Source organism: Paenarthrobacter sp. NPDC089714 (assembly GCF_044748905.1).
Lineage (GTDB): Bacteria > Actinomycetota > Actinomycetes > Actinomycetales > Micrococcaceae > Arthrobacter.
On the sequence record NZ_JBIVGX010000008.1, the window covers coordinates 122,377 to 141,938 of the forward strand.

Here is a 19,562-nt window from a genome sequence, read left to right on the forward strand (position 1 = left end):
GTAGCGCCCGACGTCCTCGGCTGTTCCAGCCTCGAGTGATCAGACGTCCGTCTGCGCAGCACCAGGAAGTTTGAAGGAGAACCTATGCATCTTTTGCCGCGTGAGCAGGAAAAACTCATGATCGTGGTGGCGGCTGATCTCGCCCGGCGCAGGCAGGCCCGCGGGTTGAAGCTGAACTACCCCGAGGCAGTCGCGATCATCAGTTACGAGCTCATTGAGGGTGCCCGCGATGGCAAGACCGTGGCCGAGCTCATGAGTTACGGAACCACATTGCTCCGCCGCGAGGACGTGATGGAAGGCGTCCCCGAGATGATCCACGACGTCCAGATCGAAGCCACTTTCCCCGACGGCACCAAGCTCGTGACCGTCCACGACCCCATCCGCTAGGAGCCCGCATGATCCCCGGAGAGTACCGGCTCCAAACCGGAGCCATCGTCTGCAACAGCGGCCGTGACGCGATCGCCGTCGAGGTAGTGAACCGCGGCGACCGTCCCGTCCAGATCGGTTCGCACTACCACTTTGCCGAAGCGAACGGCGCCCTCGAATTCGACCGCGAGGCCGCCTATGGCCGCCGCCTCGACATCCCTGCCGGCACCGCAGCACGCTTCGAACCCGGCGACACCAAGACCGTCCACTTGATCAATTTGGCGGGTACACGCGAAGTCTTCGGGCTGCGTAACGCAATTAATGGAAAGCTCGACGGCGGCACGCGCCCGGGTGCGCCCGTCACCGAAGGAGACGCTGAATGAGCTTCGAGATTTCACGCAAGCAATACTCCGAGCTTTACGGCCCCACCACCGGCGATGCCATCCGCTTGGCGGACACGGAGCTGTTCCTCGAGATCGAGAAGGATTACACAGCGTACGGCGAGGAAGTGGTGTTCGGCGGCGGCAAGGTGATCCGCGACGGCATGGGCCAGAACGGGCAGTTGACCCGCGCGGAGGACATTCCGGATACCGTCATCACCAACGTGATCGTGTTGGACTACACCGGTATCTACAAGGCCGATGTTGCCCTCAAGGCTGGCCACATCTTCAAGATCGGCAAGGCCGGCAACCCGCAGATCACCGATGGTGTGGACATCGTGATCGGTGCCAGTACCGAGATCATCGCGGGGGAGCGGAAGATCCTCACCGCCGGCGGCATCGATACCCACATCCACTACATCTCCCCGGAGCAGGTCCCCACCGCGCTCTGCAACGGCGTGACCACCATGGTCGGTGGTGGAACCGGACCTGCCGAGGGCAGCAAGGCCACCACCATCACCCCCGGCCCTTGGCACATCTCCCGGATGCTGCAGGCTGTTGAAGGACTGCCCATCAACATCGGCATCTTCGGGAAGGGCCACGCATCCGCCGTCGAGCCCCTCGCAGAGCAGATCCGCGCAGGTGCCGTCGGCCTCAAAGTCCATGAGGACTGGGGTGCCACCACCTCGTCCATCGACATGTCCCTGCGCGTGGCCGACGAATACGACATCCAGGTGGCCATCCACACCGACACCCTGAACGAGTGCGGTTTCGTGGAAGACACCATTGCTGCGATTGACGGACGGGTCATCCACACCTTCCACACCGAAGGCGCCGGCGGCGGCCACGCCCCGGACATCATCAAGATCGCCGGGCTGCCCAACGTCCTTCCGGCTTCCACCAATCCCACGCTGCCGTACACGAAGAACACCATCGAAGAGCACCTGGACATGCTCATGGTCTGCCACCACCTCAACCCGGACATTCCCGAGGACGTGGCGTTCGCGGACTCCCGCATCCGGGCCGAAACCATCGCCGCCGAAGACGTGCTCCACGATCTTGGCGTCTTCGCGATCACCTCCTCCGACTCCCAGGCCATGGGCCGCGTGGGCGAAGTGGTCACGCGGACTTGGCAAGTGGCCGACGCGATGAAGCGCCAACGCGGAGTTCTGCAGGATCCTTCCGGTGCCGTGCACGGCTCGCCGGACAGCGACAACTTCCGACTCAAGCGCTACGTGGCCAAATACACCATCAACCCGGCCATCGCGCAGGGCATGGCGGACAGTATCGGCTCAGTGGAACCCGGAAAGTTCGCGGACCTGGTGCTGTGGGATCCGGCGTTCTTCGGTGTGAAACCGGAAGTGGTGATCAAGGGCGGCCAGATCGCCTATGCCCTCATGGGCGATTCCAACGGTTCCATCCCTACACCCCAGCCACGCACTATGCGGCCCATGTTCGCCACGTACGGCAAGGCCCTCCAGCAATCGTCCATCACGTTCCTGTCCAAGGCTGCCATTGAGGCCGGGGTCCCCGGGGAACTTGGCCTGGAACGGGTCATCCGTCCTGTCAGCGGAATCCGCGGCGTACGCAAAGCGGATTTGAAGCACAACGGCGAAACCCCGGACATCGTGGTGGATCCCGAAACCTACAAGGTCACCGTGGACGGCGTCGAAGCGACCTGCGAACCCTCCGATGTGCTGCCCATGGCGCAGCGCTACTTCCTCTTCTAGGACAACCATGATCATCGAAAAAATCCTGGGCAACCTCCACGAGCTGCCCCACAACACCTACGCGGGACACCACAAGGAAAAAGTGGTGCTCCCCAGCGCGCTGCTGGTCAAGCGCATCCAACGCGTTACCACGGACCACGGCAAGGAACTCGGCATCCGCCTCCCTTCCGGAACCGGCGACCTTCGCGACGGAGACATCCTCGCCATCGAAGAGGCCAACCTGATTGTCATCTCCGTGCTGCCCAGCGACGTGCTGGTGATCGCGCCCCGCACCATCCACGAAATGGGCGTCGTGGCACACTCCCTGGGCAACCGGCACTTGCAGGCACAGTTCTTCGACGCGTCCTCCGAATACGGCGCCGAAGTCATGGTGTGCCAGTACGACCACACCGTCGAGGACTATCTCAAGCATGTTGGCGTGCCCTATGAGAGGCAGGAGCGGGTGATGCCGGTGCCCTTCCGCCATGCAGAACACACGCACTGATTACCAGCTGGCGCTTCAGCAACTGACCGACTCCGCGTTGCCCACAGGTGCTTTTGCCCATTCCCTCGGATTCGAAACGTACATCGATCGCGAACTCGTGGCGGACGAGGCGTCCTTCGGACGTTGGCTGGGTGCTTTCGTGGCACAACAGCTGACGTATTCGGAAGGCCTGGCGATCAGGTTCCACTATGAGGGCGTTGACCTGGCGGAGCTGGACCAGATCCTGAGCGGAACCCTCCTGGCGCGCGAGGTCCGCGAGGCCTCCTGCAAAATGGGTGGCCGTTTGCTCGAGATCGGGCGCGAGGTGTTCCCCTCTCCCGAACTCGACACCTACCGCACCTTGGTGAGTGGAGGCCGTGCCGCCGGTCATCAGCCGCTGGCGTTCGCCGTCGTCGCGCGTTCGCTCGGGGTGCCGCTCGGCGAGGCATTGGCCGCGTACTTCTTCGCGACCGTCACCTCACTCACGCAAAACGCGGTACGCGCCATCCCGCTCGGCCAGAACGCCGGGCAGCGGGTGCTGCGGAACGCGCACGACGCCGTTGCTGCCGCCGTCGAGGTTGTCCCGCACCTCAGCTGGGACGACTTCGGGGTAGTGAGCCCCGGACTGGAAATTTCACAAATGCGGCACGAGCGGCAACGCGCCCGCATGTTCATGAGCTAACCAAGGAGGACACATGACTGAGCCCATCATCATCGGCATCGGCGGACCCGTCGGAGCAGGAAAGACCCAGCTCGTGGAGCGCATTACCCGCCACATGAGCGGCGACATCTCCATGGCCGCCATCACCAACGACATCTACACGATCGAGGACGCCAAAATCCTCGCTGCGAATGGAATTCTGCCCGAGGACCGGATCATCGGCGTCGAAACCGGCGGGTGCCCGCACACCGCCATCCGTGAAGACACGTCCATGAACACTGCCGCGATCGAGCAGCTCAAACAGCGGCATCCGGACCTGCAGGTGATCTTCGTCGAATCCGGCGGCGACAACCTCTCCGCCACGTTCAGCCCCGAACTGGTGGACTTCTCGATCTACATCATTGACGTAGCGCAGGGCGAGAAAATTCCCCGCAAGGCCGGGCAGGGGATGATCAAGTCCGATCTGTTCATCATCAACAAGACAGACCTGGCCCCGCATGTTGGAGCGGACCTGTCCATCATGGAACGGGACTCCAAGGAATTCCGCGGCAATAAGCCGTTCTGCTTTACGAACCTGAAGACGGATGAGGGGCTGGAGGAGGTCCTGGGCTGGATCAAGCGGGACGTCCTCATGCTCGACTTGGCACAGTGAGGGTGCTGGGGACGGCGGCTTCGCCGGATTTTGGGCCGTGCCCGCTTCGCGATGCCCGCCACGCCGCGGCCCAAAAATCCGGCTCAGCCGCCTCGGAGGTCAGGTCGCCTATGGGCCAACTCCAGTTGCGCATCGCCGAGCGAGCCGGCCGGTCGGTCGCAGTGCATCAGTTCCATGAGGGGGCTTTGCGGGTTTTGCGGCCGCACTACTTGGACCAGAGTGGGCAGGTTTGCTATGTCATGGTCAATCCTGGCGGGGCCTATTTGGGGGCGGATCTGTTCCTGATCGATGTGGAGGTGGAGGCCGGGGCTGACCTGCTTCTCACTACGCAGTCGGCTACCAAGATCTATCGGACACCAGGGTCGTTTGCCGAGCAGCGCATGGGCTTGCGGCTGGGGGAGGGTGCGCGGCTGGAGCTGGTTCCGGACCAGCTCATTGCGTACCGGGAGGCCAGCTACAGGCAGGTTTCGCACATCAGCCTCCACCCGACGTCGAGCCTTGTCATGGCCGAAGTCATCACGCCGGGCTGGTCGCCCGACGGCGCCGACTTCAAGTACGAGGAATTGCGGCTCCGGAACGAGATCCGGGTCGAAACCCCGGACGGCGCCAAGCTGCTTGCCCTCGACAACCTCCTGGTCCGTCCTCCACTAAGTGACGTGACGGGCATGGGGTTCATGGAGGGCTTCAGCCATCTTGGCTCGCTCATTGTGGTGGACCCGCGGGTGGACCAGGAGTTGGCCGACCAACTGGACCGGATAATCCGTGACTACAACGCACATTCGGGTGTTTCATTGACCATCAGCGTTGGCGGGACCACCGGCCTGATATTGCGATCGTTGTCGAACAGCACCCAGGAACTCAACGAATTGCTGGGCGCCTGCACAGGCCTTCTGCGGAAGCGCTGGTTTGGGCAGGAGCCCTTCAACCTAAGGAAGTATTAATGACAACACTGACTGAGTTCGCCGCCATGTACCGGGAGCGGGACACGCTATCCTTGCGAACCCGGCTGCTTTTCACGTTCGGTGCCGTAGCCGCTTTGCATGCTGCCGCCGTCGTGCTTCTGCTGGTGGGCTCGGCCGGCAGCGCGCAACCGCTGGCTCTTGGCCTGGTGGTCACCGCGTACGTGGCCGGCATCAAGCACAGCTACGACTGGGACCACATCGCCGCGATCGACAACTCCACCCGGAAGTTCGTAGCGCAACGCAAGGACCCGGTGAGCGTCGGTTTCGCTTTCAGCCTGGGCCACAGTTCCGTGGTGGTCCTGGCCGGTTTGCTGGTGGTGGCGGGTGCCACAATGATCGGGCAGTTCATGGAGGACGGCACCACCGGCAACAAGGTCCTGGGGCTGATCGGCAGTGGTGTGTCCGGCCTGTTCCTGCTGGTCATGGGGTTGTTCAACGGCTCGGCATTTATTCGCGCAACGCAGGTCTACCGCAACGTCCAGTCCGGGGGTGAGGTCCGCCCGGAGGATCTCGAAGCGAAAGGCTTCGTGGCCCGGCTCCTCGCCAAGCCGCTGTCCAAGGTGCAGCGGCCGCGGAACATCTACGTGATCGGTTTCCTGTTCGGCTTGGGATTCGATACCGCCACCACCATCGGGCTGCTGGTCATCACCACGACGGCGTCGCTCGCCGGAGTCTCGCCCCTCGCGTTGATGGCCCTCCCGTTGGCATTCACTGCGGCCATGACCCTGTGCGACTCCGCGAACGGCGTGGCCATGATGAGGATGTACACATCGGCCATCCACAACCCGCAGCGCAAACTGGGCTTCAACGCCGTGATCACGGGCATCTCTGCAGTTTCGGCCCTGTTCATCTCAGTGATCACGCTGGGCGGGTTCGTGAACGCCGCCTTTGACCTCGAAGATCCCCTGACCACGTGGCTCGGGGAGATCGACCTCGGGGACGCCGGCTTGATCCTGGTGGCCTTGCTATTGCTGGTGTGGGCTGTCTCCGCGTGGCGTGGGCGAGCCACCTTGCGCGGCTAGAACGTTTTTTTGCTGGATCATTCGCCTGGCTCCCCCAGTAAGCCGCGCAAATCCGGGCCTCCTTCGGGTGCGGTTGCGAATGATCCAGCAGAATCTTCGCGCAGACTGTAACCCGGGGGCGGCGGCCGGAAACTATAGGGGTATCCTGCAGTTCCGGGCACTAAATATCAGGGGGAAATCGTGCTTTCCGAGCGCGAATTGGCGTTTATCGCCATTCATAAAGACAGCTACCCAGCCGTCTTCAGGTTTGTTGGCCGACGCGTCGAGTCGGTAGAGGTGGCAGAGGAAATCGCCGCCGACGTCTTCCGGGTGGTGTGGCAGAAATGGTCCGATGACAGCCGGCCAGAGCTTCCCTATTTGTTGAGCATTGCCCGCAACCTGGTAGGTAATGCCTACCGCAGCCGCGACCGCCAGCACGCACTCCAGGAAAAGTTGCGTACGACGGCGGTGCAGCGGTTCGGGGATGACTCCGGCAACGTGGCGGTCCAGGACGCGATGGCACGGCTGCGTGAGAAGGACCGCGACATCCTTCAATTGGCTTACTGGGACGGTTTGGGGTGCGCCGAAATCGCCCAGGTCCTCCAGTGCAGCGAATCGGCTGCAAAGGTCCGGCTGCACCGAGCCCGGACCGCTTTCCGGAAACAACTGCCTGCAGGTTCCGAGACGACTACAGAAAAGTTGGGGGTCTGACAATGGATCCGATCAAGAACCAGATTGCCGCAATCGACCCGTTCGATCCCGCCACGGAGCCAAACGGCGAAGAAGCCCTGCACAAGATGCTCTCCGGCTCCACGGTTTACAGCGACACGAACCCGCTGAAGAGCGTCCCGTCGCTGGAGGAACGCCGACTCCGCAAAGCGCGGATTGCCGGCGGCCTGCTGTTGGGGGCGGCCGCAGTCACGGCCGGTGTGTTGGTGGCCTCGAACTTCGGCCCGGCCAGCTCCATGCCTGCGCCGGCAGTGACCGTGGATAAGCCCACTCCCACCGCTTCGGCTACGGCATCGGCCACCCCCAGACCGTCCGCGACGCCTTCGGAAACCCCGACGGCGGCAAGCACCCAAGTGCCGACGCCCACCACATCCGCTGTGGCCACGGCTCCGGTCGTCCCGCCGGTGCAGGCTCCAACACTCAAAACGTTCACCTTCCCTGACGGGCATCTGTCCTTCACCTATCCGGCTGGTTGGACTGTAACGACGGAGCAGGGGCCATACCTTTCGGAGGAGGCCAAGGCTGCGTCCGTTGGAGCGACCATCTTCGACGAGTCGGGCGCCAAGGTGGCGATCATCAACAGCGGCATGTACGGAGATGGCACGGCAGGCAATGTGGACCGAACGGTGTACGACCGTGCCGTGGTTTCCGGTGTAAAAGCAACCACAGGGGAGCGAGTGGAGTTTGGATTCTTCTCGAACCAGTCGCAATACGTCCCTTACGACGGCCCGGCCTATGAGGGAATGCCTTCGCCGCGCACTGGACCTGTTGACGGGCCTCCGTACTACGCGATGGACGTGCGGGTTGCCTCCATGCTGGAACCCGGGCTCACAACATCCGGCACCAACCAGGTTCCGCTGGGGAACGGCATGATGAACGCCTACGTGTACTTCGACTTCGAAAAGCAGCCCACCTTCGCCACCCCCGCCGCAGCGAAGGCCTGGATGGGCACGCAGCAGTACGCGCAGCTCAAGGCGATGCTGCTCAGCCTGAGCTACAAGTAGACGCAAAAAGAAGGCCCGCAGGACCCCGATGTGGGGACCTGCGGGCCTTTTGGCGTATCAAGCGCTCGATTGTGCTGGTCAAGTGCACGGCACTGTGCACAAACCTTATGCATTTGCCCATAACAAAGGGCGTCCAAGTTTCATAGGGTTGAGGAGATCTGCTTCACACTGCACCATACCCAGCTACCAAGGATGAGATTCAACGATGAAGAGCATCGCCCTCCTGCGCGAACGAGCCACCCGCGTCATGCCCACCGGTTCCCACTGCCCGGCGTCGGGCTTGTGGAGCCCGGATTCCGAGCCGGATGCCGTCCAGGTTTTCCCGGAGGGGCACGTCCTGCCGGCGCACAACGGGGTTGCCACGGTGTGGCGGCGCCGTTCAGCCGCCGATATTTCGGCATGAGCAGGAGCATCCTCAGCAGGCCGGAGGACTACCGGCACGTTCCCGCCACCGAATGGACCGGGCTGAAGTCCGGAGACCCGGTGTGGATCTACGACGTAGCCTGGGGCGCGGGAACAGGACGGGTAGACGACATTTCCCAGCACCAGGAACTCCTGTGGGTTGTCCTGGAGCCGGGTGGCCGCAAACTCCTCTGCGGCACCGACGATGTTGAGGTGTGGGCCGCCTAGGAATCACCGAGCTGGCATTTGGTGCCAATGTTTGAGCGGAGCATTGGCACTCAATGCCAGCTCGGCGTTTAAGGGACGGCTGGGATCAGCGCACTTGGCGAGCCGGTCTCCACGCGGCTGACAGGGCCGTCCGGCAGTCCGGTGTTCGGGTCCAGGCTGAAACTTACGACGTCGTTGGAGCCTTCGTGCGCCACGTACAGCCAGCCGTCGCGGAGCAGGTGATGCCGTGGCCGGTCACCGCCGCTGGGTACATCGGCCATCGGTGCCAGGCCGCCGTCGCTGCCGACCTGCAGGACGCAGATCCGGTTGGAGCCGCGCACTCCAACGTAGGCGAAGCGGCCGTCCGGTGAGAGGGCAATCTCAGCCGCCGAGTCGCCGTCGTACGCCTTGTTCACGCTGGCGGGAATCACCTCGGCGAGCTCAAGGATTCCCTGGGGCCCCGGCCGGATCGCGGCCACCTCGACGGAGTATTCGGTGTCCACGAAAACCGTGCCGCTCGAGTGCCTGGCCATGTGCCGTGGGCCGGAGCCCTTGGGCAACACAACGTGGTGGTCGGAACTGAGCCCCTCGCTGGCTCGGTATGTCCAGACGCGGACCAGGTCATGCCCCAGATCGGTTGTGAGGATCCGGCCGTCGGGAAGCATCAGTGACGAATGTGCGCGGCTGGGCCGCGGCTCGTCCCCATCGGTGCGGTGGGGGTCGACGGCGGCCTCCGCACTGGCGCGCGAGGTGATGGCGCCGTCGTCGTCCAGTTCGTAAAGGATCACTTGCCCGTCACCCCAGCAGGTGACGACGATGAAGCGGCCCTGGGGATCCACGGCAACGTGGCACGCCGCCTCCCCGGCAGGCCAAGGTTCGCCGAACGGCTCCAGTTCAGCCACCCCGGTCCGCCGGAAGGCCCGCACCATCTTGCCCTCCTCGGCAACCGCGTAGACCACGGGTCGGCTGGGATGCACGGCCAGGAAAGACGGCGAATTGGCGGTAACGGCCAGGCCCAGGTGAGTGAGTCCGCCCTTGTCATCGGCGGTCAGCGCGCCGATTCCTTCGCCGTTGCCGTCGCGGTCGGCGGTGTAGCAACCGGTCCAAAGCACAGTGGTCATCAGCGGCGCTCAGTGTCCCTGGACATCGGAGTCGACGCCCGCGTCCGGGCCGCCGTCGAGGGTTTGCAGGCCAGCAAGATCGTCCTGGTCCAGCTCGAAGCCGAAAACGTCCAGGTTCTCCTGCATGCGCTGCGGATTGGCGGTCTTCGGTATCGCCACCAAGCCTTGCTGAACATGCCAGCGGAGAACCACCTGGCCGGGCGACTTGCCGTGCTTTTCGCCGATCTTGGCCAGCACCGGGGCATTGAGCAGTTCGCTGCTGGCACCCAGTGGGCTGTAGGACTCCGTGACGATGCCGTGGCTCTGGTTGAATTCGCGGGCCAAGGCACGGGGGATCGACGGGCTCACCTGGATCTGGTTGACCGCCGGGATGATGTCCGTCTCTGCGAAGAGCCGGTCCAAATGTGCAGGCTTGAAGTTGGAAACCCCAATGGAGCGGACCTTGCCCGAAGCCTGCAATTCCTCGAACGTCTTCCACGTGGAGACGAACTCGTCGCGGCGCGGCAGCGGCCAGTGGATCAACAGCAGGTCCACGAAGTCCAGGCCCAGCCGCTTGAGGGAGCCGTCCAGGCCCGCAACGGCCTTGCCGGAGCCCTGGAATTCACCGTCGAGCTTGGTGGTGATGAACAGTTCGTCCCGATTGACGCCGCTCCTCCGAATTCCATCGCCAACGCCGCTCTCGTTCCCGTATTTCACCGCGGTATCGATGTGCCGGTAGCCATGGGAGACGGCCTCCACCACGGCCTCCGCAACCTGGGCATCGTTCAGCGGCCACGTGCCTAGGCCCAACTGGGGGATCTTGAAGCCATCGTTGAGTTCGATGAGCGGGGCAGCGGCCATGGGCGCGATCTCCTTTGCTGAAACGAAAGAAAGGTTACTTGTTTTCTACGCTGGTGAGGCAGTTGTTGGCAACAAGCTGCGGCGCGACCAGTCATGGAGCCTGTCAGCCAACTCCATGAACTCCTGGTTCACCACTTGCAGTTCAGGGTGCCTGTCATGCCAGTCCACGATCTCCCTGGCACCGTCGGCGAAGGGAATGGTCGCCGCGTAATCCGGAACCAATGCCTTGATCTTTGAGTTGTCGAACACCACGGAATGGGACCGGTCGCCCAGCAGGTTCGGCCCGAGTTCAGGGCTGTGGGCAGCAATTGTCTCCGAGGAAACGTGGAACAACTCCGGTTCGGGAACCCCCGCGGCCCGCGCAAACAAACGGTACACCTGGTTCCAGGGAAGGAACTCGTCCGAGGTGATGGTGTAGCTTTCGCCGATTGCCTGCGGCCGGCCAAGGAGCCCAACAAAGGCCTTCGCGAAGTCACGGCTGTGGGTCAGCGTCCAGAGCGACGTTCCATCCCCATGCACCATGACCGGCAGTCCGGCGCGCATCCGGTGAATGTCTGTCCAGCCGCCCACCATCGCAATCTTGGTGCGGTCATAAGTGTGCGAAGGACGTACCACCGTCACCGGGAAATCCTGCTCCCGATAAGCCTCGAAGAAGATCTCCTCGCAGGCAATCTTGTCCCTTGAGTACTGCCAAAAAGGGTTCTTCAGGGGCGTGGACTCCCGGATCGGCAGGGTAGTTGGCGGCTTCTGGTAGGCGGAAGCGGAACTGATGAACACGTACTGTCCTGTCCGCCCGCGGAACAAGTCCAAGCCGGCCCGCGCCTGATCGGGAGCGTAGGAGATGAAGTCCGCAACGGCGTCGAACTCCCGTCCGCCAAGCACCTCCCGCACGGCCGCGGGGTCGCGCACATCCGCATGGAGAACCTCGGCGCCCTCAGGAACCGGCCGCCCGGCTGACCGTCCGCGGTTGAGGATGGTCAGCCGGTGGCCCAATGCAACGGCGCGTTCAGCCGCCGCCGCACTGATGACGCCGGTCCCGCCAATGAACAGGATGTTCCGGGGCGGGACGGTGCCCGTTTCGGGGAGGACGCTGCTCACCAGGCGTAGTCCTCGGGTGCGGGGCGGTGGCCCGGGAAGATGTCATCCAGCCGCTTGAGGGCATCGTCGTTGAGGGTGACATCCAGCGCGCGGATGGCGGAGTCCAGCTGCTCCTGCGTGCGTGGGCCCACGATCGGTGCAGTCACGGCCGGCTGGTGGAGCAGCCAGGCCAAAGCGACATCGCCGGGCGCGTGTCCCAGTTCATCGGCGAAGTCTTCGTACTGCCGGATCTGGTCCTCGTGCTTTTTGAGGGTCTCCAGGGCCCGTCCCTCGGAGCGGCGGACGCCCTGTTCCTGCTGCTTCAGCACACCGCCCAGAAGGCCACCCTGCAAGGGAGACCAGGGAATGAGGCCCAGCCCGTACTGCTGGGCTGCGGGGATGACTTCGAGCTCAAGTTCCCGGCGGAACAGGTTGTAGATGGACTGCTCGCTGACCAGGCCGGTGTAGTTGCGGCGGCGCGCGGCTTCCTGGGCCTGCGCGATGTGCCAACCGGCAAAGTTGCTGCTGCCGGAGTACAGGATCTTGCCCTGCTGGACGGCTACCTCAATGGCCTGCCAGATCTCGTCCCACGGAGTATCGCGGTCGATGTGGTGGAACTGGTAGATATCGATGTAGTCCGTCTGGAGGCGCTTCAGGCTGGCATCGAGGGCCCGCCGGATATTGAGTGCGGACAGCTTCGATTCATTCGGCCGGTCCGTCATGGTGCCGTAGAGCTTGGTGGCGAGGACGGTCCGTTCGCGGCGCTCGCCGCCCTTCGCGAACCAGCGTCCGATGATCTCCTCGGTCCAGCCGCGGTGTTCGGTGCCACCGTAGACGTTGGCGGTATCGAAAAAGTTGATGCCGGAATCCAGGGCGGAATCCATGATCGAATGGGAGGCCGCTTCTTCGGTCTTGGGGCCGAAGTTCATGGTGCCGAGGCACAGCCGGGAAACTTTGAGGCCGGAGCGGCCCAGGTGCGTGTACTGCATGTCAGTTACGTCCTTCTCTCTAGAACTGTGTGAAAGCGGCGACGGCGGGGTCGGAACCGATGCGGGCGCCCGCCTCCAGTGCGGTGACGGCGGCAAGTTCGGATTCCGTGAGGCTCAGGTCTGCTGCGCCGAGGTTCTCGCGCATGCGTGCCGAGTCGGCCGACTTGGGGATCACGATGGTGCCTTGGGCGAGGTGCCACGCCAGGATGACCTGTGCCGGGGTGGTCTCGTGGGCGGCCGCAACCAGGGCCACTTGCTCGGCGTTCAGGTCCTTGCCCTGGCCCAGCGGGCTGTAGGCCTCGACGGCGATGCCCAAGCCGCGGCACTTCGTGGCCAGGTCCGCCTGCTGGAACGTCGGGTGGAGTTCGATCTGGTTCACTGCGGGAACCACATCGGCTTCCTTGAGCAGGGTGTCCACATGGTCCGAAAGGAAGTTGGAGATACCGATGGCGCGGATCTGCTTGTCCTGGTGGAGCTTCTCCATCTCCTTCCAGGCCTGGGTGTACAGCCCCTGCGACGGGACCGGCCAGTGGATGAGGTACAGGTCCACGACTTCCAGGCCCAATGCCTCGCGGCTTCGCTGGAAGGCGTCGTAGGCCTCGCCCTGCTCGCCGTTACGGAGCTTGGTGGTGATGAAGAGTTCTTCGCGGGAAAGGCCCGAGGCCGCGATGGCTGCGCCAACGCCGGCCTCATTGCGGTAGGCGGCGGCGGTATCGATGTGGCGGTACCCGGCCTCAAGCGCGTCTTCCACCACCTTCTGCGTCTCTCCGGGAGGAACCTGGAAGACGCCGAATCCGAGCTGCGGGATGGTGACGCCGTTGTTCAAGGTCAGCTCTGGCATGAAAGTCTCCTTCGAATGATTCAGGTAAAGCCGCGATTCCAGAAAGCGTTTTCAATGGGCTCTGTACTGAGCCTATGCAGATTTCATCCGTGAGTCAGCCCCGCTGCGTGATCCTGTTTTTCCTAGGTCTGGCAGTCCTACCCAAAGTGGTGGCCTCGCGGGCGAGGGCGCGGGCAGAATGGAGGGATGGGTCAAAGCGCCGAGTTCGGAAAATTCCTCAAAGTCATGCGTGCGCGCCTCTCACCGGAGGACGCCGGCGCCTTGGGTTCCACCGGCTCCCGCAGGGTTCCGGGCCTTCGCCGCGAGGAAGTTGCCAGGTTGTCCGGTGTCAGCACCGACTACTACACGCGGCTGGAACAGGGCCGGAACATCCATCCGTCCAAGGCGGTCCTTGATTCCGTGGCCCGTGCCCTCCGCCTGGATGCAGGGGAGCAGGCGCACATGATGGACCTGTTGGCCCACTGTGCCAATTCTGCAGCTGGCCCGGGCCCGGTGCAGAAGGTACGTCCGGCGATCCGGCAATTGCTTGATGCCGTGGGCGATGTCCCGGCCATGGTCCTGGGCCGCAGGACGGACGTACTGGCTGCCAACCGCATGGCAAGCCTGCTGTTTACGGATTTCACCTCCTTGCCTTCCGCCGAGCGCAACCTGACGCGTTGGCTGATCCTCGACACGCGGGCAGGAACGTTGTTCCGTGATTGGAAAACCGTGGCTGCCGAGGCTGTGGGTTCGTTGCGGATGGATGTGGGACGCCACCCCAACGATCCCCAGACCAACCAGCTCGTGGGTGAACTCGCCGTCCACAGCGAACATTTCCGCCAATGGTGGGCAGGTCACCGGGTTGCCACGCGCTCGGCAGGCACCGTCCGGTTGCACCATCCTTTGGTGGGCGACCTCGAACTGAACTTTGAAACCCTGGGTCTCCCGGACGACGCCGACCAGCACCTGAGGGTGTATTCCGCGAAGGCCGGTTCGCCGTCGTCGGACGCTTTGACGCTGCTGGGCAGCTTTGGCGAGGCGGGTTCCTCCGAGGTGACAGTTAATGCCGATGTTCCCGAGGAACACCGGCATTAACCAGCGGCTCGAAGCGGGGGCCTAGCGTTCCAGACGGAAGCCAAGCTTGATGGTGACCTGCCAGTCAGCCACGGCACCGTCCTCGAGGTGGCCGCGGATTTCCTTCACTTCGAACCAATCCAGGTTCCGCAGGGTCTGGGAGGCGGTGGCAATGCCGTTCTTGATGGCGTCGTCAACGCCCTCGGAGGAAGTTCCTACAATTTCGGAAACGCTGTAAGTGTGGCCGGACATGGTGCTCCTCATCATCGTCATACGAATCCTTCGGAAAATCGGACCCGCCAGGCAGGCCGTTCATGCAGACTAGCCCACGGATCTTCGTGCGGCCAGAGATCTTTATCCGGCTTGGTCATTGCTCGTCCCTGCCGGTGATGACGTGTAGATTTTCTTGCAGCACCACCCAATCGATCTATGAGGAGCACTCATGTCAGAAGTGATCGTTGTCGGCGTTGACAACAGCGAAACGGCCAAGCGGGCGGCCATTGCCGCAGCGAAGATGGCCACCGCACTCGGAGGCGAGCTGCATGTGGTCAGCGGGTTCTCCGATGACCGCATCGAGGAATTCGGCAGCGGCAGCGACCGGATCACCGTTTCCTCGGCAGACTCCGCCGAGTACGTTGCCCGCAAAGTCTCCGAGGAGCTCGATGTTCCGGAAGGCAAGGTCAAGTACTTCGCTGCCCGTGGCAACCCGGCCAGCGCGCTGATCAACTACGCCGAGGCGAACAAGGCAACCCTGATTGTGGTGGGCAACAAGCGCATGAAGGGCCTCGGCCGCGTCCTGGGCAGCATCGCGAACAGCGTTGCCCACGGCGCTCCGTGCGACGTGTACATCGTGAACACGGAAGTCGACGCTTAGTACCCAAGTAGGTCGCAGTAGAGCGCGTTTTGAACCGTCAAAACGCGCTCTACTGCTACTCAGTTGGGTGGCCGGGGGGTTAGTGGCCTTGGAAGGCCTCGGCCAGCCACCAGGATCCGCCGTCGGACGCGATCTTGGCGTCGATGACGAGCGGTTTGGTTTGCGTCCCGGCGCGGTAGGCGGCCAGCCAGGGCTCGACGGCGGCCAGGTCACTTTCAGTTTGGACGGTCACCCCGTCTGCTCCGAAACCACGGGCGATAGCGGCGATGTCGGTCTCGGGGAAGACCACGCTGGCCAGGCTTTCTTCCGGCGCTTGGGGTGCGAAGTGATGCACTTCGGCCCCGTACGCGGCGTCGTTGTAGACGATGCACACCAGCGGCAGCTTCATCCGCACGGCGGTTTCAAGTTCGCTGATGCCCATGAGGAACCCGCCATCACCCGCGCCGAGCACAGGCAGCCGGTCCGGCTGTGCCACGGCCGCGCCGATTGCCGTGTAGAGGCCCAGTCCGATCGCCTGGAAGGCCTGCGTGAAGCAGAACCCGAACTCGTCCGGCACGGCAAGGTACTGGCTGGGATAGCCCATGAAGTTGCCCGAATCCACGGACACGATCCGCTCTGCAGGCAGCAACGAATCCAACTCCCGGCTCAGCACCCTCGGGTCAATCCTCGTGGGAGTGGACAGGTCCGGGGTCTCCACGTCCCGCCACCGTGAGCCTTCCTTGACGGCCAGGGCGTTCTCCTCGCTGCGGTACTTCCCAACCGGCTCCGCCTGGACGGATTGCAAGACCGCCAGCGCATCGGCCGCGGTCAGCGCCGAATCACCCAGTACACCCAGCGTGATGGGACGATTGGCGCCCAGCGAGGCATCCTCGACGTCGACCTGGACCACCTTGGTGCCCGGCGAGATCAGCCTCCCGTGCCGCATGGTCCACATATTCAGCGTGCACCCCCAGCCGACAATCAGGTCCGCGCCGCTGATCAGCTCAGCCGTCAAGGGCGAGGAGAACCCGCCGGAAATCCCGAGGTTGTGCGAGTCGCCGTTGAACAGCCCGCTCGCCACGGCGGACGTCGCCACCAGCGCACCGGCATGGCGTGCCAGTGCCAGGATCTCCTCCCGGGCACCCCGCCCGCCGCGGCCGGCCACGAACACGGGCCTCTCGGCCGCGGCGATCAATTCCACCAGTTCCTGGACAGCGGCAGCGTCGGGGCGCACCTTCAGCGGTTGAGGCACGACGACGGCACCCACCTCGTCCGCGGCGGTGGCACTTTGGACATCCAGCGGCAGGCTGAGGACCACCGTGCGCCGCTCATTGACCGCGGTCCGGAACGCCCTGACCGTATCGGCAACAGCCGTGGCCGGGGAGTGGATTCGTTCGGCCACCGCGCCGACGCTCCGGGCGAGTGCGTCCTGGTCGATCTTGAAATTGGACCTTGTGGCTGCGGCTTGGGTGTCCGCGGTGAGCACGATCATGGGCGTGCGGCTCTTCGCGGCTTCGCCAACTCCCGTGATGGCGTTGGTCAGTCCGCAGCCCTGGTGCGTGGTGACCACACCAACCTTCCTGGACATTCGCCCATAGGCGTCGGCCATGGTCGCGGCACCGCCTTCGTGCCGGGCCGCCGTGAACGGGACGCCCTCGGCCATGAGGGTGCCGGTCACATCGAAGTTGCCGGAGCCCACTACCCCGAAGACATGCCCGACGCCGAGCTTCGCCAGCGTCCGGGCGACGAGCGTGGAAACCCTGACCTGCCCCTTCAACCCCGGCTCGCCGCTCATGCGCGCTCCACCGCGCCCTTTTCCGCTGTGCCCTTTTTCGCTGTGCCCTTTTCCACCAGCGCGTACACCCGGCTCGGGCTGCCCGTGCCACCCACGATCGGCAACGGTGCAACAACGAGCGTGGCGCCGGTGACCGGCAAGCGGTCCACGTTCCGGAGCGAGGTCACACCGTACTTGTCCGCGCCCAGGAGGAACGAATGGACGGGGAACATCGGGTCCAAGGAACCTGCCTGGCCCGCGTCGATGCCCACAGTTTCAACCCCGAAACCGCTGATCGAAGCGTTGCCTGCAAGCCACTTGGCACCCGCCGCGGAGACCCCCGGAGTGTGGGGACCGGCGTCGTCCGCGTTGACGAAAGCCGCAGCGTCGGAACCCCGGGCCGCCCAACCGGTCCGGAAAATCACCCAGCAGTTCTCCGGAAAGAGCCCATGCTCGGCCTGCCACTGCTCAAAATGCTCAGGTTCCAGGAGGAAGTCCGGATCAGCGGCAGCCTCGGACGTCTTATCAATCACCACCAGCGGCCCCACCAGGCGGTGCGGTTCGATCTGATCCACGGACTTTCCGTCCTTGCCCGTGATCCAGTGGACCGGGGCATCCAGGTGCGTCCCGGCGTGCTCGCCCACCGTGACGTCGTTCCACGCCCAAGCCGGGCCGGCGTCGTCGAAATTACTCACCGGAGAAACCGACAGGCCAACCGTGTTCGCGAACGGCTGCGGCAGGTTCAAGATGGGTGTTTCGGAGCTGAGCGGGGTGGTGAGGTCGATGATTTCCACCGAACCCTGGGAAAGGGCTGCAGTAAGCCCGGCCAGAACAGACATTGTTCTCTCCTATCGCGTGGTGTTCTTGGACGATTTGGACGTGAGGCGTTGGGCAACCAGATGCCCCGAACCGCCGGACAAGCCGGGGCCGGGATGCGTCGAAGCCCCGATGTGCCAGAGTCCTTTGACGTGGGTATGGTGCCCCGCTGCCCGTGGGAACGGGCGCCAGAGCAGGTTTTGAAAGAGCTCCGCCGAGCCGCCGTAGGGATCCCCGTTGACCGCATTCGGATTGGCTGCTGCGAGGTCGGTCGGCGCGATGACGTCGGAGGCCAGGACCGTGGCACTGAGACCCGGGGCGAACTCGTCCAAGCGTTCCAGGACGCGGCGGAGGTAGCCGGCCTTGAGTTCCGGAGTCCAGCCCCCTGCCACGGACAGCTCCCCGGCCGCATCACCGATCGGCGAGTACGGAACCTCCTGGAGCTGCAGCCACAGGGTTGCCTTGCCTGCGGGGGCCCTCGACGGATCCAGTACGTATTGCTGGCCGACCACGATCGTGGGCTCGGACGGCAGCAACCCTGCTTCCGCCTGTGCACACGCAATGCCAGTACTGTCCGAGCCGGTGCTCACATGGACCAGCGGAACCTCATTCAACCGCGGGTCCAGCCATGACACTGGCTTGTCCAAGGCAAGGTGGATCTGCATGGCGCCGCGGCCGTTCTGGTACTTGCGGGCAGCGGCGGCGAGGTCTTCGGGGGCGTTGGGCAGGAGTCGCGTGTAGAGGGCCTGGGGTGACACGTTGGCCAGCACAGTCGAGGCGGGAACGATTCCTTGCGAGGTCCGCACGCCTGTCACCGAGCCGGACGCCGAGAGGATCTCCTGCGCCTCAGCACCCAGCATGATCCGCACACCGTAGTCCCGCAGCAGCGATTCGAACGCCGCAACGAACCGCGAGGCGCCACCCTTCACCACGGGCAACCCGAAGCCGTGCATGCTCATCGCCATCACGGGCAGCATGACACCTCCCGTGGCCTGATCCGGGCCGAGCCCTGCGTGCAGGAGCCACGGGGACCAGAGTTGGTCGGTCTCCCACCCGTCGAAGCGGCTCCGCACGTAGTTCCGGCCGCTCATCACAGAGTCCCGGATGAACGCCTCGTTCGCCTTGAGCCGCCCGGTCCGCAGGGCTCCGAAGCCCAGCTTCACCACGTCTTTGAGGGAGCGAAGTTCTGCGCCGAAAGCCCCGAAGACAGTCCCCGCATGCAGGCCCAGGTCATCCAACATTGCCAAGTACGCCGCTTGGTCCTGCGGTTCCTTGAATGCTTTCGCTGTTTCAGCAGGATCCCGGTGGGCGACGACCACCCGGTGCTCGCCGGTGGCAGGATCCGTGGCTACGGAAGCCGTCACTGCGCCATCGGTGTTGCAGTATTCCAAGCCGCGCTTGTGCAGCTCAGCGCCCAAAGCGGCGTACGCCCCGCCGGAGACGAACAACGGATGCCACGAGGAAAAGGAATCGTGGATGAAGCCGGGAACGGTCCGTTCGCCCGAGTGGATGAAGCCACCCAGGCGGTCGGCCTGTTCGATCAGGCAAACCTTCTTGCCGTCCAGTGCCAGTTCCGCTGCGGCCACCAGGGAATTGATGCCGGAGCCGATGATGGCAACGTCGTTCATGGATCAACGCCTC

Annotated in this window: 23 protein-coding genes; 14 read left to right on the top strand and 9 right to left on the bottom strand. The window is 63.9% G+C overall.

Annotation, left to right across the window (positions count from 1 at the left end; translation table 11 throughout):
* Positions 1 to 84 precede the first annotated feature (84 nt).
* From ACIPY3_RS14975 to ACIPY3_RS15030, 12 genes are all read left to right on the top strand, one after another.
* Complete coding sequence (locus ACIPY3_RS14975; protein ID WP_284977070.1) at positions 85 to 387, top strand: urease subunit gamma; 303 nt, start codon at positions 85 to 87, stop codon at positions 385 to 387.
* A gap of 8 nt (positions 388 to 395) precedes the next feature.
* Positions 396 to 749, top strand: coding sequence for an urease subunit beta (locus ACIPY3_RS14980; protein WP_400335256.1), 354 nt, complete (start codon positions 396 to 398; stop codon positions 747 to 749).
* A complete protein-coding gene (gene ureC, locus ACIPY3_RS14985; RefSeq protein WP_400335258.1) occupies positions 746 to 2,476 on the top strand; it encodes an urease subunit alpha in 1,731 nt (576 codons plus the stop codon). The genes ACIPY3_RS14980 and ureC overlap by 4 nt, the downstream gene beginning before the upstream one ends.
* A 7-nt stretch (positions 2,477 to 2,483) precedes the next feature.
* Positions 2,484 to 2,960, top strand: a complete 477-nt coding sequence (gene ureE, locus ACIPY3_RS14990) for an urease accessory protein UreE (protein WP_400335261.1) — start codon at positions 2,484 to 2,486, stop codon at positions 2,958 to 2,960.
* Positions 2,941 to 3,621 (top strand): urease accessory protein UreF, encoded by a 681-nt coding sequence (locus tag ACIPY3_RS14995; RefSeq protein WP_400335263.1) that lies wholly within the window; start codon positions 2,941 to 2,943, stop codon positions 3,619 to 3,621. The genes ureE and ACIPY3_RS14995 overlap by 20 nt, the downstream gene beginning before the upstream one ends.
* A gap of 13 nt (positions 3,622 to 3,634) precedes the next feature.
* Positions 3,635 to 4,252, top strand: a complete 618-nt coding sequence (gene ureG, locus ACIPY3_RS15000) for an urease accessory protein UreG (RefSeq protein WP_400335265.1) — start codon at positions 3,635 to 3,637, stop codon at positions 4,250 to 4,252.
* A gap of 239 nt (positions 4,253 to 4,491) precedes the next feature.
* Positions 4,492 to 5,193: an urease accessory protein UreD gene (locus ACIPY3_RS15005; protein ID WP_400335267.1), complete on the top strand. Its 702-nt coding sequence runs from the start codon at positions 4,492 to 4,494 to the stop codon at positions 5,191 to 5,193.
* Positions 5,193 to 6,236 carry a HoxN/HupN/NixA family nickel/cobalt transporter gene (locus ACIPY3_RS15010; protein ID WP_400335269.1) on the top strand — a complete coding sequence of 348 codons (1,044 nt, stop codon included), beginning with the start codon at positions 5,193 to 5,195 and terminating at the stop codon, positions 6,234 to 6,236. The genes ACIPY3_RS15005 and ACIPY3_RS15010 overlap by 1 nt, the downstream gene beginning before the upstream one ends.
* 180 nt (positions 6,237 to 6,416) lie before the next feature.
* The gene (locus tag ACIPY3_RS15015) at positions 6,417 to 6,926 is read left to right on the top strand and encodes an RNA polymerase sigma factor (RefSeq protein WP_400335271.1); all 510 of its coding nucleotides are present in this window, start codon (positions 6,417 to 6,419) and stop codon (positions 6,924 to 6,926) included.
* A gap of 2 nt (positions 6,927 to 6,928) precedes the next feature.
* Positions 6,929 to 7,948 carry a hypothetical protein gene (locus ACIPY3_RS15020; protein ID WP_400335273.1) on the top strand — a complete coding sequence of 340 codons (1,020 nt, stop codon included), beginning with the start codon at positions 6,929 to 6,931 and terminating at the stop codon, positions 7,946 to 7,948.
* A 205-nt stretch (positions 7,949 to 8,153) separates the two neighbouring features.
* Positions 8,154 to 8,351, top strand: coding sequence for a hypothetical protein (locus ACIPY3_RS15025; protein ID WP_397325095.1), 198 nt, complete (start codon positions 8,154 to 8,156; stop codon positions 8,349 to 8,351).
* The gene (locus ACIPY3_RS15030; protein WP_400335275.1) at positions 8,348 to 8,578 is read left to right on the top strand and encodes a hypothetical protein; all 231 of its coding nucleotides are present in this window, start codon (positions 8,348 to 8,350) and stop codon (positions 8,576 to 8,578) included. Before ACIPY3_RS15025 ends, ACIPY3_RS15030 begins: the two co-directional genes overlap by 4 nt.
* Before the next feature lie 68 nt (positions 8,579 to 8,646).
* Here the strand turns inward: ACIPY3_RS15030 and ACIPY3_RS15035 are convergent, their stop codons facing one another.
* From ACIPY3_RS15035 to ACIPY3_RS15055, 5 genes are read right to left on the bottom strand one after another with little or no spacing between them, the layout of a single operon-like run.
* Positions 8,647 to 9,678 (bottom strand): lactonase family protein, encoded by a 1,032-nt coding sequence (locus ACIPY3_RS15035; RefSeq protein ID WP_400335277.1) that lies wholly within the window; start codon positions 9,676 to 9,678, stop codon positions 8,647 to 8,649.
* A 9-nt stretch (positions 9,679 to 9,687) separates the two neighbouring features.
* Positions 9,688 to 10,518, bottom strand: a complete 831-nt coding sequence (locus ACIPY3_RS15040) for an aldo/keto reductase (RefSeq protein ID WP_400335279.1) — start codon at positions 10,516 to 10,518, stop codon at positions 9,688 to 9,690.
* Positions 10,519 to 10,563: 45 nt separating this feature from the next.
* Positions 10,564 to 11,616 (bottom strand): NAD-dependent epimerase/dehydratase family protein, encoded by a 1,053-nt coding sequence (locus ACIPY3_RS15045; protein ID WP_400335281.1) that lies wholly within the window; start codon positions 11,614 to 11,616, stop codon positions 10,564 to 10,566.
* Positions 11,613 to 12,584 (bottom strand): aldo/keto reductase, encoded by a 972-nt coding sequence (locus ACIPY3_RS15050; protein ID WP_400269946.1) that lies wholly within the window; start codon positions 12,582 to 12,584, stop codon positions 11,613 to 11,615. Before ACIPY3_RS15050 ends, ACIPY3_RS15045 begins: the two co-directional genes overlap by 4 nt.
* A 19-nt stretch (positions 12,585 to 12,603) precedes the next feature.
* Positions 12,604 to 13,425 carry an aldo/keto reductase gene (locus tag ACIPY3_RS15055; protein WP_400335283.1) on the bottom strand — a complete coding sequence of 274 codons (822 nt, stop codon included), beginning with the start codon at positions 13,423 to 13,425 and terminating at the stop codon, positions 12,604 to 12,606.
* A gap of 186 nt (positions 13,426 to 13,611) precedes the next feature.
* On the opposite strand from ACIPY3_RS15055, the gene ACIPY3_RS15060 reads away from it, so the two are divergent.
* Positions 13,612 to 14,499 carry a helix-turn-helix transcriptional regulator gene (locus tag ACIPY3_RS15060; RefSeq protein ID WP_400335284.1) on the top strand — a complete coding sequence of 296 codons (888 nt, stop codon included), beginning with the start codon at positions 13,612 to 13,614 and terminating at the stop codon, positions 14,497 to 14,499.
* Between the two features lie 21 nt (positions 14,500 to 14,520).
* Here the strand turns inward: ACIPY3_RS15060 and ACIPY3_RS15065 are convergent, their stop codons facing one another.
* The gene (locus ACIPY3_RS15065; protein WP_400335286.1) at positions 14,521 to 14,730 is read right to left on the bottom strand and encodes a dodecin; all 210 of its coding nucleotides are present in this window, start codon (positions 14,728 to 14,730) and stop codon (positions 14,521 to 14,523) included.
* Between the two features lie 190 nt (positions 14,731 to 14,920).
* Here ACIPY3_RS15065 and ACIPY3_RS15070 point away from each other — a divergent pair, with 190 nt between their 5' ends.
* A complete protein-coding gene (locus tag ACIPY3_RS15070; RefSeq protein WP_400335288.1) occupies positions 14,921 to 15,352 on the top strand; it encodes a universal stress protein in 432 nt (143 codons plus the stop codon).
* 79 nt (positions 15,353 to 15,431) lie between these two features.
* On the opposite strand, the gene ACIPY3_RS15075 is transcribed toward ACIPY3_RS15070, so the two are convergent.
* Genes ACIPY3_RS15075 through ACIPY3_RS15085 form a run of 3 tightly spaced genes read right to left on the bottom strand, consistent with a single transcriptional unit; the run spans position 15,432 to position 19,549 of the window.
* The gene (locus ACIPY3_RS15075; protein ID WP_400335290.1) at positions 15,432 to 17,126 is read right to left on the bottom strand and encodes a thiamine pyrophosphate-binding protein; all 1,695 of its coding nucleotides are present in this window, start codon (positions 17,124 to 17,126) and stop codon (positions 15,432 to 15,434) included.
* Positions 17,123 to 17,944 carry a cyclase family protein gene (locus tag ACIPY3_RS15080; RefSeq protein ID WP_400335293.1) on the bottom strand — a complete coding sequence of 274 codons (822 nt, stop codon included), beginning with the start codon at positions 17,942 to 17,944 and terminating at the stop codon, positions 17,123 to 17,125. Before ACIPY3_RS15080 ends, ACIPY3_RS15075 begins: the two co-directional genes overlap by 4 nt.
* A 9-nt stretch (positions 17,945 to 17,953) precedes the next feature.
* Positions 17,954 to 19,549, bottom strand: a complete 1,596-nt coding sequence (locus ACIPY3_RS15085; protein WP_400335295.1) for a phytoene desaturase family protein — start codon at positions 19,547 to 19,549, stop codon at positions 17,954 to 17,956.
* Positions 19,550 to 19,562: the final 13 nt, after the last annotated feature.